Annotated in this window: 13 protein-coding genes; 9 read left to right on the top strand and 4 right to left on the bottom strand. The window is 49.2% G+C overall.

Annotated elements, in window-relative coordinates:
* Positions 1-220: 220 nt before the first annotated feature.
* Both SGRA_RS03145 and SGRA_RS03140 read right to left on the bottom strand, forming a co-directional pair.
* Complete coding sequence (locus SGRA_RS03145) at positions 221-952, bottom strand: MlaE family ABC transporter permease (RefSeq protein WP_014373705.1); 732 nt, start codon at positions 950-952, stop codon at positions 221-223.
* Positions 953-1,024: 72 nt separating this feature from the next.
* On the bottom strand, positions 1,025-2,152 hold the full coding sequence (locus SGRA_RS03140) for a glycosyltransferase family 4 protein (RefSeq protein ID WP_014373704.1): 1,128 nt from the start codon (positions 2,150-2,152) through the stop codon (positions 1,025-1,027).
* 92 nt (positions 2,153-2,244) lie between these two features.
* On the opposite strand from SGRA_RS03140, the gene SGRA_RS03135 reads away from it, so the two are divergent.
* The 5 genes from SGRA_RS03135 (at position 2,245) to SGRA_RS03110 (ending at position 8,710) form a co-directional block, all read left to right on the top strand.
* Positions 2,245-3,594 carry a hypothetical protein gene (locus SGRA_RS03135; protein ID WP_014373703.1) on the top strand — a complete coding sequence of 450 codons (1,350 nt, stop codon included), beginning with the start codon at positions 2,245-2,247 and terminating at the stop codon, positions 3,592-3,594.
* Positions 3,595-3,824: 230 nt separating this feature from the next.
* The gene (gene mnmG, locus SGRA_RS03125; RefSeq protein WP_041329825.1) at positions 3,825-5,687 is read left to right on the top strand and encodes a tRNA uridine-5-carboxymethylaminomethyl(34) synthesis enzyme MnmG; all 1,863 of its coding nucleotides are present in this window, start codon (positions 3,825-3,827) and stop codon (positions 5,685-5,687) included.
* Positions 5,688-5,697: 10 nt separating this feature from the next.
* Positions 5,698-6,624 carry a cation diffusion facilitator family transporter gene (locus SGRA_RS03120; protein ID WP_050981156.1) on the top strand — a complete coding sequence of 309 codons (927 nt, stop codon included), beginning with the start codon at positions 5,698-5,700 and terminating at the stop codon, positions 6,622-6,624.
* A 210-nt stretch (positions 6,625-6,834) separates the two neighbouring features.
* Entirely contained in the window at positions 6,835-7,509 is a 675-nt protein-coding gene (locus SGRA_RS03115; protein WP_014373699.1) for a class I SAM-dependent methyltransferase, read from the top strand.
* Positions 7,510-7,726: 217 nt separating this feature from the next.
* Positions 7,727-8,710, top strand: coding sequence for a cytochrome-c peroxidase (locus SGRA_RS03110; protein ID WP_014373698.1), 984 nt, complete (start codon positions 7,727-7,729; stop codon positions 8,708-8,710).
* A gap of 80 nt (positions 8,711-8,790) precedes the next feature.
* Here SGRA_RS03110 and SGRA_RS03105 read toward each other — a convergent pair whose 3' ends face one another.
* Positions 8,791-10,236, bottom strand: a complete 1,446-nt coding sequence (locus SGRA_RS03105; protein WP_014373697.1) for an NADP-dependent isocitrate dehydrogenase — start codon at positions 10,234-10,236, stop codon at positions 8,791-8,793.
* A 98-nt stretch (positions 10,237-10,334) separates the two neighbouring features.
* Between SGRA_RS03105 and lptE the strand changes: the two genes are divergently transcribed.
* Entirely contained in the window at positions 10,335-10,835 is a 501-nt protein-coding gene (lptE, locus tag SGRA_RS03100; RefSeq protein WP_014373696.1) for an LPS assembly lipoprotein LptE, read from the top strand.
* Between the two features lie 211 nt (positions 10,836-11,046).
* Here lptE and SGRA_RS03090 read toward each other — a convergent pair whose 3' ends face one another.
* The gene (locus SGRA_RS03090) at positions 11,047-11,565 is read right to left on the bottom strand and encodes an acyl-CoA thioesterase (RefSeq protein ID WP_014373695.1); all 519 of its coding nucleotides are present in this window, start codon (positions 11,563-11,565) and stop codon (positions 11,047-11,049) included.
* Between the two features lie 313 nt (positions 11,566-11,878).
* Between SGRA_RS03090 and SGRA_RS03080 the strand changes: the two genes are divergently transcribed.
* Genes SGRA_RS03080 through SGRA_RS03070 form a run of 3 tightly spaced genes read left to right on the top strand, consistent with a single transcriptional unit; the run spans position 11,879 to position 14,444 of the window.
* Complete coding sequence (locus SGRA_RS03080) at positions 11,879-13,174, top strand: adenosine deaminase family protein (protein ID WP_014373694.1); 1,296 nt, start codon at positions 11,879-11,881, stop codon at positions 13,172-13,174.
* A gap of 12 nt (positions 13,175-13,186) precedes the next feature.
* Positions 13,187-13,999 (top strand): hypothetical protein, encoded by an 813-nt coding sequence (locus SGRA_RS03075; RefSeq protein WP_014373693.1) that lies wholly within the window; start codon positions 13,187-13,189, stop codon positions 13,997-13,999.
* Entirely contained in the window at positions 13,962-14,444 is a 483-nt protein-coding gene (locus tag SGRA_RS03070) for an FKBP-type peptidyl-prolyl cis-trans isomerase (protein WP_041329463.1), read from the top strand. The genes SGRA_RS03075 and SGRA_RS03070 overlap by 38 nt, the downstream gene beginning before the upstream one ends.
* Positions 14,445-14,457 lie beyond the last annotated feature (13 nt).

The raw sequence follows: 14,457 nt of genomic DNA, 5'->3' as shown, positions 1-14,457 counted from the left end.
GGTAAAGAGGAAAATCTAGGGGCCGAAGCCGAAACGCCCAGCGCAAAGAAAAAGGATGTGCGGCCTAGCGCTGTGAAGGGGTGGCCCAAAGGGCCAGACCAAAGGCAGGCTTTGCCTGCCTGCAGGGCCGAGCAGACTTGCGAGCCCCGGAACCTAGCGCCGCAGCGCCTTTAGGCGCTGCGGAGGCCCCAAAACATAAAAAAAGAAAGCGCCAGATGGATTAGGTCATCAAAAGGGCAATGACGTAATCGGCCAATAAAATCATGATATTGCTAATGACTACCGCCGAGGTGCTCGCCTTGCCCAACTCAATGCTACCGCCCTTAACGAAATAGCCTTGGTAGCAAGAGATAGAGGTAAGCAGAAAGGCAAAGACAAAAGCCTTGACCTCCATCATGAAAACATTGTAAGGAATGAAGAAAGAGCGGAGCCCCTGCATAAAGTCGGCAATAGTGACCAATTGGCCAATGACGCAGGCCAAATAGCCCCCCATCATGCCCATAAAGGCCGAAAGAATGACCAACATCGGAATCACCACAACGGCAGCAATGATTTTTGGCGCAATCAAATAAGCCGCCGTATCAACGCCCATTACTTCTAAGGCATCAATTTGCTCCTTTTGACGCATCCCGCCAATTTCAGCAGCAATGTTCGACCCCACTTTTCCGGCCAAAGCCAAACAAGAAAAAGTAGGCGCCAACTCAATAATCATAATATCTCGAACGATATAGCCCACATAATAGGGCGGAATAGAAGAGGCCTGCAACTGATAGGCAAATTGAACGGCCGTTACCGCCCCAATAAAAATAGAGACCAAGCCCACAATGATGAGCGATCCCACACCGATATCATTCATCTGCCGAGCGGTGGCTTTCCAGTACATAGAAAACCGTTCGGGTTTGCTAAACATACTCTTCATGAGCATGAAATAGCGACCAAGATGGTAAAACATATTACGTAATAATTTTTGGCAAAGCTACTATTATTTTTTGTCCTCTAGTCCGCTTTTGCCCTTTTTTTGTCCTTAGAGCTCCTTAATGAGCCGTTTGTAATGTTGTATAATGATTTGTTCGTCAAATCGTTCGAGGGCCATTTCTCGACCCTTGGCCCCCATCTTTTCTAATTGCTCTTTGGGCAGTTGATACATCTTCAGCATCGCCTTGGCCAAGGAATCGGCATCTTTAGCAGGGACCATAAAGCCATTTTGGCCCTCTTCTACGGTTTCTCTGCAGCCCGCTACTTCGGTAGTCAGGACGGCCTTGCCCATGGCTAGGGCCTCGAGCATGACTCGGGGCAGACCTTCTCGGTAGGAGGGGAGGACCACCACATCGGCCTGCCCAATAAAGTCTTTGACCTTATCGGAACGGCCAAAATATTGCAAATTGCCCAAAGCCTGGGCCTGCGCCAAGGTCTCGGCAGAAATACAGGCGGGATTGTCGGGGTCCATAGCACCCACTACCCAAATTTGTGCATCGGCCTGGGCCTGCTGCAACTGCCGAGCAGCCTCCAATAACTCATTTACGCCCTTGTCCTTGAGCAAACGGCCCACAAACAAAAAGCTAAAGCCCGCCCCCTTGTCTTGCTGCTCTACTGGGGCAAAAACTTGGGTGTTGATGCCCGAACCCGGAATGAGCAAGCTCTTTTCTTGGGCCACTAAACCCCGATCAATAAAAAGCTGCCGATCATCACGGTTCTGAAAAGCTACCCAACTGGCCCTTTTAAAGGCATACTTATATAATCGTTGGGCCAATTTGCTGACCATATTGTCATGCAAAAAGGTATAGCCCAAACCCGTCACGGTACAAATGCTCGGAATGCCCGCCCATTTTGCCGCCAAAGCCCCATAGATATTGGGCTTGATGGTATAGAGCAAAACCAAATCAAGCTGTTCCTGCTTAAAGACTTTGTAGAGTTCTCGACAGAGTTTCATCTCTCTTAAAGGGTTGCTGCCCTTGCGCTCTAGCTGATTTAAAGCCAGGAAACGAGCCCCTAAGGCCTCTATTTGAGGAACGTATTCATCGGCGGGGGCAATGGCCACTACCTCATGTCCATCGGCAATCAATTGCTTGATGAGCCCCAAACGAAAGTTTACTATGTTCCAGGCCGTGTTGAGGACGATCCCTATTTTTTTTGCATTTGCCTGTTTCGCCATGCTTTTTTACTTAAATTTGTCTGTCCAGAAAACTGGGCGCAAAGTACAGACTTTCTATTACTTTTCTCGAATTTTATTAAGGCTTTAGCCAAATGCCCTTACCCACCGCCTGCCTAGGATTAGTCCCTATTCTGACTACGATCGACTTTTTGCTGCTGCCTTTCTTTATCCTGATCTACACAGGGGGATTCTGGGCATTTCGAAATTGGCGATATAAAGACCCTATCGTCCGCCGATACTTTTTACCCGCACTTTGGTTTCGCCTTGCAGGGGCTTTCCTAACGGCCTTGATGTATCAGTATTATTATGGCTATGGCGATACCTTTTATTATTATCAAGGGGTGGTCGATATCTTTAATGCCTTTTTTAGGTCGCCCATTACGGGCCTAGAAATGATTGTCTCGAATTATGATAATTACTCTGGAGAAGCCAAAGACGCCCTGACCTACCATTTGCTTTTTCGGCAAAATTCTGCCGCTGCCGTTATCCGCACAGGCGGCTTTTTTAGCCTCTTTAGTTTCGGTTCTTTTATCGGCACCTCTTTCGGCATCACTACCCTGGCCTTTTTAGGAAATTGGATGCTCTACCGCGTCTTTACCGATATCTACCCCAAGCTACACCTCCCCCTAGCCATTGCCGTGCTTTATGTGCCCTCGCTCTGCTTTTGGGGAACGGGGGTGATGAAGGACCCCCTCTCTCTCGCAGGCCTAGGGATGTTTGTGTATGGGCTCTATTTTTTAGTCTATAAACGAAATAGAGGATATATCTTACCCATTTTAGCCCTGATTATCGGCCTGTATTATGCCGCCGTGATTAAGGCCTATATCGCCCTGGCCCTGATGCCCGCCTCCCTAGTCTGGATTACCCTTTTATATAAGGAGAAGATCGAAAATAAGACGCTTCGGATGCTGATGGGGCCCGTCCTCCTCGTTTTTGGAACCGCCTTTGGCGCCCTAGCCCTTATGCAATTGGGCAGCATCTCCGAGAAGTTTGCCCTAGAAAACATGATGGTCGAGGTGGTCCGTACCCAATGGTGGCTGTCGGTCAGTACCGAGCGCGATGGGGGAACCGGCTATAGCCTCGGTATGGTAGAACCTACCCTAATGGGCATGCTCAAAACCTTTCCCGCCGCCGTCAATGTGAGCCTCTTTCGCCCTTACCCCTGGGAGGCTCGAAAAGTCATTGTGCTCCCCTCTGCCGCCGAGGCCCTGTTTACGCTCTTTTTTACCCTCTATGTCTTCTTCCGAGTAGGGGTGCTCAGCACCCTAAAGGCCCTTTTCAAAGATCCTACGGTCCTGTTTTGCCTGATCTTTGCCATCATTTTTGCCTTTGCCGTCGGCTTTACCTCTATGAACTTTGGCGCCCTGGCCCGTTACAAAATTCCCGCCCTGCCTTTCTACTTTTCGGCCCTCGTTATCCTGCTCTCCTATAAAAAGAAATAGAGCATTCTCGACTAACTCAAACTTCTTGAGTATCTTTGTGGTTAATTTGGGGCCTGCCGCCTGCGGCGGCCGCTCCCTTGCAGGGCTCGCAAGTCTGCTCGGCCCTTCAGCGCTGCGCGCTTCGGTCTGGCCTTCGGCCACCCTTACAGGCAGCTAGGCCTGCGGCGGCTTCGCCGCCTGTAGGACGCCAAAAGGAGCCCGCCCAAACTAAAAGAAGAAACTAACTTATGATTTTTGATACTTATGATGTCGTTGTTGTTGGTGCCGGCCATGCAGGCTGCGAAGCCGCTGTAGCTGCCGCCAACCTAGGGGCCAAAGTCATGTTGGCCACCATGAATATGGAAACCATCGCCAAAATGTCTTGTAATCCCGCTATGGGCGGGGTGGCCAAAGGGCAAATCGTTCGAGAAATCGATGCCCTCAATGGCTATTCTGGCATTGTGACGGACCATACCATGATCCAGTTCCGCCTACTCAACCGATCAAAAGGACCCGCCATGTGGAGCCCCCGCGCCCAAAGCGATCGTATGCGCTTTGCCGAAAAATGGCGGCTGATGCTAGAAGCACATCCCAATATCGACTTCTGGCAGGAAATGGTCACCGGAATTGTCGTTAAGGATAAAAAGGCAGTGGGTATCCGCACTTCTTTGGGCCTAGAAATTCCCGCCAAAACGGTTATCCTTACCAATGGGACCTTCCTCAACGGTCTTATCCATATCGGAGAAAAGCAAATGGGGGGCGGCCGTGCTGGAGAACGAGCAGCCAAAGGCATTACGGAACAATTAGTAGAGCTTGGTTTTGAAGCCAGCCGCATGAAAACGGGGACCCCGCCCCGCATTGATGCCCGCAGCATCAATTGGTCGGCCCTAGAGGTCCAAGAAGGCGACCAACCCGCAGGAAAATTCTCTTATACCGATACGCCAGAGCTCAAAGAACAACGACCCTGTCATATTGGTTATACCAATAAGAAGGTCCATGAATGTTTGAAAGAAGGCTTTAGCCGCTCGCCTATGTTCAATGGGCGGATACAGGGCCTAGGTCCCCGCTATTGCCCCTCTATTGAGGATAAAATTGACCGCTTCTCAGAAAGAGATCGACATCAGCTCTTTGTGGAGCCCGAAGGCTGGAACACCGCCGAGATTTACCTCAATGGCTTCTCTAGCTCTTTGCCCGAAGATGTACAGTTTAAGGCCATGCGCCTCATTCCCGGTTTTGAGCAGGCCAAGATGTTCCGCCCTGGCTATGCCATCGAATATGATTTCTTTCAGCCTACGCAGCTAAAGCAAACCCTAGAAACTCGTCTAGTGGATGGGCTTTACTTTGCGGGCCAAATTAACGGCACCACGGGTTATGAGGAGGCGGCTTGTCAGGGCCTAATGGCGGGCATCAATGCCATCCGCAAGGTCCGTGAAGAAGAGCCTTTTGTCCTTAAACGCTCGGATGCCTACATTGGCGTTTTGATTGATGATTTGATCAACAAAGGGACCAACGAACCTTATCGGATGTTTACTTCTCGGGCCGAATACCGCATCTTGCTTCGCCAAGATAATGCAGATATTCGCCTTACGCCCATTGCCCAGGCCTTGGGTATGGATGTAGAAGAGCGGATGCAAAGAGTACGAGCCAAAGAAGCCGCTGAGCGAGATATTAGTGAATTTATGAAAAGCTATAGTGTGCGTCCAGAGGCCATCAATAGCTATTTAGATAGCTTGGGCTCTGCCCCTTTGCGCCAGCCGGTTAAGCTCATGAAGGTCTTGCTCCGCCCCAAAGTCAATGCAGAAGCCTTGGCCGAGCATTTGCCAGAGCTCAAGGCGGTTTTGGACCAATACCCCAAGGAATTTGTGGAGTATAGTGAGATCAAGGCCAAATATGCGGGCTACATTAAGAAAGAAGAAGAACAGGTAGAAAAAATGAACCGCCTAGAGTCGGTTCGTCTGCCCGAAAACTTTAATTATCATGCAATTCAGGGCCTATCGGCAGAAGGGCAAGAGAAACTAAGCCGGATTCGTCCGGGCAGTATTGGTCAAGCTAGCCGCATTAGTGGGGTTTCGGCCAGTGATATCTCTATTCTTTTGGTGTATATGGGCCGATAAAAGATTATCTATGTCAGGGCATCATCATCATCATGGCGGTTGTGGCCATGGGCATCATCACCATCATCACCATCATGGGGATAGTGAAAACATGGGCCGTGCATTTCTGATTAACTTCAGCTTTGCGATTTTGGAGCTATTTGGTGGTTTTTGGACCAATAGCGTCGCTATTTTATCGGATGCTTTGCATGACTTTGGCGATAGTCTAGCGCTAGGCATCGCTTGGGGCCTGGAGCGCTATGCCGATAAGGGGCGGACCAAGAAATATAGCTTTGGCCACAAGCGCTATTCTGTTTTAGGAGCCTTAATTACGGCTTCTATTCTGGTTTTGGGTTCTTTGGGCATCCTTTGGGCGGCTATTGCTCGCTTTATGGCCCCAGAAGCTAGTAACGGTTTGGGCATGTTGGGCTTTGCCATTTTGGGCATGCTCGTTAATGGTTGGGCCGTCTTTAGTCTAAAGGATAGCGATTCGCTAAATGCCAAAGCCGTGCGCCTTCACCTATTAGAAGATGTCATGGGCTGGCTGATTGTGTTTGTGGGTTCTTTGGGCATCTACTTTTTTGAGTGGTATTGGCTAGATCCGCTGATGTCTATTGTTTTGGCCCTTTATATCTTATATAATGTATCCAAGACCTTGGGCCAAACCTTTGAGATTTTCCTACAAGCCACTCCTGCCAACATAGATACGGATGAAATCAAGGCCTTTTTATTGGCCGAGCCTGCCGTTTTGGACCTACACGACTTACATTTATGGACCATGGATGGGCAGTCGCATATTTTCTCAGTGCATTTGGTGGTAGACCAAGCTCATCAGCAGCTGGAGGACCTTCTGCCCATAAAGGCCAAACTAGAAGCGGGCCTAAAAGAAAAGGGCCTCTCTCATGTCACCCTTGCCTTTGAGCTAGAGGGGAGTCCTTGTAGCTTGGCCGACTGTTGATGGCCATTTCTACAGCTGAGCCCCGAAGGGGCGAAGGCCACTAGCGGCTGCAAGCCGCCAGGCCTAGCGCTGTGGAGCAGTGCGGCGCAGCCGCAGACCAAGGCCGTCAGGCCGCAGGGCCGAGCAGACCTGCGAGCTGCGCAACATAGCGCAGCAGCTTGCTGCTGAGGCCCCAAAAAAATTATAGAATAAACAGCAAAATAGCAAAGCATGAAAACGGAACAGCATCAGAAAGTGAATACCTTATTTAATAGCTGGGCGGGCACCGAAAGAGGCGAGCGCATGGCCTTGGGGCACGACCCCTTATTGCAGCCCTTAAAAACCGACTGGAATTGGGAGGAAGTAGAGGCTGTTTTGGACCTCGGTTGTGGTAATGGACGGGCTTTGTCTTTGGTGCAGAATTGGGGCGCCAAGGCCTTAGCTGGATTAGATGTATCGGATAAAATGATTGCCGAGGCAAAAAAAAATGTACCTACAGCCGATCTGCAAGTAGGCAGCATAGAGGCCTTGCCTTGGGCCGATGATAGTTTTAGCCATGTCCTTTCGGTAGAAGCCTTATATTATTTGGAGGACCCCCATCAGGGATTGGCTGAAATCCGCAGAGTATTGAAAGCGGAGGGTCGTTTGGCCATCATGATTGAGTTCTTTGCCGAGAATGAAGCTTCTCATGTTTGGGCCAAAAACCTACCGACCGCCATGGTCATTTGGTCGGAAGCCGAATGGCTAGCGGCCTTGAAAAAAGCGGGCTTCCCCAATGCCAAAGCCAGCCGAATTCGGAGAACGACCGTGAAGAGCGAGGAAGAATTTCAACCCTCGCCTTCCTTCCCTTCTTATGCGCAATATCTGGCCTATGTAGAGGCTGGCGCGCTTTATCTACAAGCTTAATCAGCTGCCTAAAAGGCCCTTAGTAAGATGTACTAAGGGCCTTTTTTGCGGGCTTTAGCGAGCATTGGTTTAAGACCAATTCTAAAGGAGGGCCTATATTTTTTGCTCTGCTCTTTTAGCCTTATTTTTGTATTGAATAGTGAAATAGATAGGTCATCTTTATCACCTAAAAGTTTAGGTAGTTGCCTTATCTTTGTACTAGAAAATCACCGATGATATGAAAATAATGAGCTTTACTGCCATCATATTGAGCAGTCTATTTTTCTTTATCCCCAAAGCTGAGGAAATACAGCCACTTCCTTTAACCCCAGCCTTGCCGACTGATGCGGTAGAATTGGGCGAGCGTTTATTCTTTGATAGCATTTTGTCATTGGACCGAACAATTAGTTGTGCTTCTTGTCATTTGCCAGAATACGCCTTTGCCGATACCTCGGCTTTAAGTAAGGGTGTTGCTGGAGCTTTAGGCGATCGGAACACGCCTTCGGCCATGAACATGCTCTCTCGAGAGATCTTTTTCTGGGATGGGCGAGCGGCCACCTTGGCCGAGCAGGCCCTTGGGCCAATAGAGAACCCCGTAGAGATGAACCTGCCTATAGACTCTGCCATTGCGCGTTTAATGGCCGATGAATATTATTCGGCTGCTTTTGCGGCCCTTTATCCAGAAGAAGGATTGACCAAAGAGAACCTGGGTTTGGCCATTGCGGCTTATGAAGAAAGCCTAGAGACAGGCTCTGCCTACGACCAATTTGCGGATGGCGATAGCTCGGCCATTTCGGCATCTGCTATGCGAGGCATAGAGATCTTTAATGTAAAGGGAAAGTGCTTTGACTGCCATTTTGGTCCAGACATGACGGGCGATGAGTTTAAGAATATTGGGACCTACAATGGGCAGGAGTTTAATGATGTCGGGCGTTTTTCTGAGACCAAAGACAGCAATGATTTGGGTAAATTTAAGGTGCCTGGTTTGCGTAATGTTGCCGTGACGGCTCCCTATATGCATGACGGAAGCTTTAAGACCTTAAGAGAAGTAATAGAGTATTACAATACCCCCGATGCTTTTCGTCCGCACGCTATTGGCCGAGACACGCTTTTGAGAGAGCCTTTGGGCCTAACGGAGCAAGAAATGGATGATCTAGAAGCCTTTATGCGCAGTTTGACTGCCCCTCAATTTGAGCATCTTTTAGCTAGAAAAGAGGAATAGGAGCTGCGGTTTCTGGAAGAGCATAAAAAAAGGGCCAAGCAATTGCTTGGCCCTTTTTGGTTTTAGCGGAGACCGCTTAATTATTCTCCTTGAGAGAGCGAGTAAGCGCGCTCATCATCAAAGTTGTAGAGGTTTTCTGTTTTTACAACATCAAAGCCTTCGGCATGTAGGCGTTGGAGGAGGCCCAAAACGCTTTCGTAGCTAGCGGCACCCTCTGGGCTGATGAAGCGGCAAGGCCAGTGGTCGGTACAGAAGGTCTCTGGGCGACCGTTGGGGTAGACCTTTTGGCCACGGTTGGTCACGGCTTTGAGGCGGAGACCATTTTGGGCTAAGGCTTCGAGTTTTTGGCCCAAAACATTGGGGTTGCGCTCGCCATTTTCGCCAGCCCACTCCAAAAATACATCGATACCTACCAATTCTTTTTTCACGCGGCTCACTGTGGGGCGTTTAGCCTGTACGGGCTTGGCATTGGCATCATAGCTCACCTCTTTGAGTTGGCTAGGAATACGGCCAAGGCGCTCAATAACAGCATCAGCAAAGGCTTGGGTACCTACTTTTTGCTTGCTGCTACCTTCAGTGTAGATATCGCCAGTATGGATACCGTCTTCTAGGGTCACCATAAGGGCGTTTTGGATTTTAGCGGCTACTTCAGCTTGGCCAAGGTGGACCAACATCATGCAAGCGCCATTGAGCAAACCAGAGGGGTTAGCAATGTCCTTACCTGCAATATCGGGAGCAGAACCGTGGATGGCCTCAAACATGGCGAAGTTTTCTCCTACATTAGAAGAACCGCCAAGTCCAACAGAACCTGCTACCTGAGCGGTAATATCAGAAATGATATCGCCATAGAGGTTCAGGGTAACCACCACATCAAAACGCTCGGGTTGGTCGGCCAAAAGGGCAGATCCGATATCAATGATCCAGTGTTCGGCTTCGATTTCGGGATATTCCTTGGCCACCTCATTAAAGGTTTGGTGGAACATACCGTCGCTCATCTTCATGATATTATCCTTAGACATACAAGTCACTTTCTTGCGGCCGTTGGCTTTGGCGTACTCAAAAGCGTAGCGGATGATGGCTTCACTACCGGGGCGAGAGACCAACTTGAGGCATTGGAAGACCTCAGAAGTTTGGCGGTGCTCAATACCTGCATAAAGATCCTCTTCATTTTCGCGGACCACCACAACGTCCATAGTGGGGAAGTGGCTGTGCACATAAGGCGTATAGGCCTTAACGGGGCGCACATTGGCAAAGAGGCCCAAGGTTTTGCGAATGGTTACGTTTAGGCTTTTGTAGCCCCCTCCTTGAGGGGTGGTAATGGGGCTTTTGAGGAAAACGCCAGTCTCGCGGAACGTATCCCAAGCAGAGGGATCAATGCCAGATTCTTGGCCAGAGAGATAGACCTCTTTACCAATTTTGACGGTTTCATATTCCAATTCAGCACCAGCTGCTTTCATAATTTTGAGTACGGCCTCCATAATTTCCGGTCCAATACCGTCTCCGTAAGCCACTGCGATCTTTTTCATGCAGGTTTTTCTTATTTTTGTGTGAAGTAATTATCCAATAGTATATTGGTTATCTTGCTCTATATATAGATTTCGCAATTTAGTTTAAAATTCATAATATGCCAAGGTTTTGGGCGCTCTTATCCGTTTTATCTTTAGTTTTTGTGAGCAATTGCACCATCCGTTTTAATGATTGGGATATCAGTCAGGAGGTAAAGACCTTTTCGGTCCAGCAATTTGAAACGACAGCAGGCAATGCGCCCCCTACTTTGGGGCAGCAGTTCTCTGAGCAAATTAAGGAGCGGGTCATGAATGACACTCGCTTAAGTTTTAGCCCTAACAAGGGAGATATTCAGTTTTCTGGGGCTGTGACTAGTTATGAGGTGAGCTCAATTGCTCCACAGCCGGAGGCTACGGTGAGTTTGCAGCGGCTAACGATTAAGCTCAATATTGCCTTTAGAGACAATACGGATAAGGCCAAAAACTGGGAGCAGAGCTTTAGCCGCTTTTCTGATTTTTCGGCCGAGGTAGATATTTCTTCGGTAGAGAGCCAGTTGGTAGAAGAGATTTATGCTCAAATTATTGAGGATGTCTTTAATAAGGCCTTTGGGAACTGGTAAGTTCTTGGTCCAAATAAACGGTTTTGCAGGCCCGAAGGGCCTCGGCTGAGGGATAGTAGGGGGTGGCCGCAGGCCAGACCGAGCTTTTTTGAGCGCAGCGAAAAAAAGCGATGGGCCGAGCGAGCAGCGAGCCCCCGCATAGCCCGACCCGAGCGAAGCGAGTGGGCAGCCCCAAAAAAAAACAGCCACTCAAAAAGTAGCTGTTCATCGGTTAATCTTCAAAAAGGAATTGGCGAAGCTGGGTGGCTTCCTCGGCCTTAATTCTGCCGGCCAACAGCAAGCGCATTTCTCGGCGGCGCAGGGCCTCCTCATAGCGTTTTTCTTGTTCTGCAGTTAGGGGAAGCACCTGCGGGACCTCCCGAGGGCGTTTGCGCTCATCATCTACGGCCACAAAAGTGAAATAGGCATCATTGCAGCGGCGCATATTCCCGCCTTTAATATCGGCCGAAAAGACCTCGACATAGACCTCTACGGAGGTAGAAAAAGCGCGAGTTACGCTACATTGTAGGGTAATCACATCGCCTAGGGGAATTGGTTTTTGGAAAGACACATGGTCCACCGCCACGGTCACCACATAGCTCTCGCAATGTCGGCCGGCACAAATACCAGCGGCCACATCCATCCATCGCATTAGGTTGCCGCCCATCAGGTTGTGAATGGGGTTGGTGTCGTTGGGCATAATCATTTCGGTCATGACCGTTTTCGAGTCGGCTACTTTTTTTGCTTTCATGCTATAATCTAAAGAGTTTTGAAATGCTGTTTTAGGAGGTTTTGGGGCCTCAGCAGCAAGCTGCTGCGGGCCCTTACAGGGCTCGCAGGTCTGCTCGGCCCTGCGCCAGCAAGCTGGCTGGGTCTGCCGCTGCGCGGCACCCTTTCAGGCCCCTAGGCCGGCGGGCCTTCGGCCCTTTTTACTGTAGGTTGCTGCGGCGGCTTCGCCACAAGAAAATCCTGCTTTGGGGCCAAATATGGGGCAAAGGTAAACGCTTTTTCATTATTTTGGGCCAAAATGAACTTAAGCTAGGGTTAAAACAATAAGAACAAAGATGTCTACTTGCTCCAAAACGGCTCAGTATTTTGCCAGTATTCGCTCTTCGGCCAAGGCCTTAACGGCTTTTTTCGAGGCCTTTCCGAAAGGAGGCGACATTCATCATCATGCTTTGGGGGCACTCTTGCCCGAGGCCATCTGGGCCAAAGGGGGCCGCTTTTGGGCCAATGCAGAGGGGCAGCTGTCGGCCAGCGCCCAGCCTGGTTTTTTGCCCCTCTATAGCTACAATAAAAGCGAAATGCTCGCCAACTGGTCGATAAAAGGGGCCAGCAAGGAAGGGCGTGCCCAGCAATTTTTCAACTTCTTTGGGAAAATCGCCCCCATCTTTCAGGGCCAAGAGGGCTATTGGCTGGGCCAAATTGCCCAGCAGGCCGCAGCGGAAAACATCCTGTATGTCGAAACCCTCATTGAGGCCCCCGCAGCCCGGCAAGAGCTCTGGAGCTGGACCCAAGGCTGGAGCAGCCAGCCCGCCAATTTTGAGGGCTGGACCCAAAGTCTGCTCCACTACGGAATAGAAGACTTAATTCAAGAAGTATTGGCCGAAATAGCGGGCTGGCAAGCCGATTATCAGGCCTTAGAAGGGCCCAAGGCTCAGCTTGGTCTACAATGGTATGCGGTGCGGACCTACCCCTTGCCCATGGTTTTTGCCCAACTTTATCTGGCCTTTCAGTTGGCCCAACAATCAGATTGGGTGCTGGCTGTCAATTTGGTTGGGCCAGAACATGCCGAGCTCTCTCAGGCAGAATTTGAGGGCCAAATGCAGGCGCTTCGATACCTCAAACAACTATTTCCAAGCGTTTCTTTGGCCCTACATGCTGGAGAGCTTCGGCCCGATATTTTGGCCGGCCGCCCTTACCAAAACCCCATTGAGCAGGCGATCCAGCTCGGCGCTAAGCGCATTGGGCATGGGGTGGGCTTGCCGCTAGAAAGGGATGCAGCCGCTTGTTTGCAAATGATGAAAGAGCGAGCTATTCCCTTAGAGCTACTGCTGACGAGCAATGCCTTTATCTTGGGCCTTCCTGCCGAGCAACATCCATTTTCTACTTATTTAGCGGCAGAAGTACCTATTGTACTGGCTAGCGATGATCCCGCCCTTTTGGCTACTAGCCTGAGTCAGGAGTATTGCCTTTTGGCCCAAAATAGCCAGTTGAGCTATGAAGACTTTAAACAACTCTCTTTTAATAGTATTCGATATAGCTTTTTATCAGAGGAAGAAAAAGAAAATTTAGAGCAGGAACTAAAAAAGGCGTTCTTGTCTTTTGAAGACCGTAAAATCAACCCCATTAACCATTAAAATTGACCATCAATGATCAACTTTGAAGATCGATTGAATCAGGCCTTAGAAAAAGGCTATGATTTTTCCCCCTCCGAGGTCCTCAGTCAGGCCTATGAAACCGTTAAAGCCAAAATGGGAGAGTTTATTGGCTTTATGATTATCTACCTTATTGTTAGCGGCAGCGCTTCTAGTCTGGCCAGTGCTATTGCTCCGGGCCTAGACAATCTGGTCTCTCTCTTTTTTTCGGCCCTTTGGTTGCCGGGCTATTATTATGCAGCCCAGGCTATCCGAAGAGGCCAGCCTTTTTCCTTCAATCTCTTTATGGATGGCCATAAAAAGGCTGGCAAGCTGATCGGCTATCAGTTTTTGCTAACGATTTTGATCTATTTGCCGCTCATGCCTGCTATAGCGAGCCTCTTTTTTCAAGATAATATTATAGCGGAGTTTCAACTGATGCAGGAGATCGCCCAAACTGGCGAGTTTTATATGCCCCAGCTGAGCGGCCTGAGCATTGGCCTTTTGATTGCAGGCTTTTTTGGTACGCTTTACCTGAGCTTTTCTTATACTCTAGGTCAGGTGATTTTAACCATAGCAGATTTTGGCATCTGGGAGTCGCTAGAGGCTAGCCGCAAATTGGTCCAGAAAAATTTCCTGACTTTTGTCGGGCTGTTTTTCCTCATCATTGGCATCAATATTCTAGGCACTTTGCTGCTTTTTGTGGGCCTGCTGGTTTCTGTTCCTGTAAGCCTGGTGGTAAACTATGTTGTCTTGGAAAAGATTTTCCAATTGTATAAAGAAGATGATCATGAACAAAATATTAGCGATCACTTTGTTGATCAGTAGTTTGCTTTTTGCCGCCTGCGAAAAGGCCAGCGAAGAACGCTGGATCAACGAGCGGAACGAAATCAGAAGCTTTTTAGAGCAGGCGGGAATCGACTATTATGAAGATCCCGAAGCGGGTTATTTCCTCTACTTTTTGCAAGAGCCAGATACCCTTAAAGATCAGCCCGATATTTCTTCTACGCTAGAGTTGCGCTATAAGGGCCAAATTTGGCAAGGGGCCACTTTCTACAACAGCTTTGATAGCAGCGCTGCCGATATGTTGCCCCTTTCTGGGACCATCCCCGGCTTTCAGCTCGCTAGCCAAAAGATGTATGTGGGCAGCCAAGCTGTATTTATTTTGCCCTCTCGCCTAGCTTATGGCGAGCAGGGCCTAGCTCCAGATATTCCTGGACATAGTATCCTCTCTTTTGAGCTCTCTTTGGAAGAGGTGCATGTGCATTTTTAAATTTTTCTAAACT

The sequence above is a fragment of the Saprospira grandis str. Lewin genome, assembly GCF_000250635.1.
GTDB classification, from domain to species: domain Bacteria; phylum Bacteroidota; class Bacteroidia; order Chitinophagales; family Saprospiraceae; genus Saprospira; species Saprospira grandis.
Note: the sequence above shows the minus strand (reverse complement) of the source record. Positions and strands in the feature narration are given on the sequence as shown.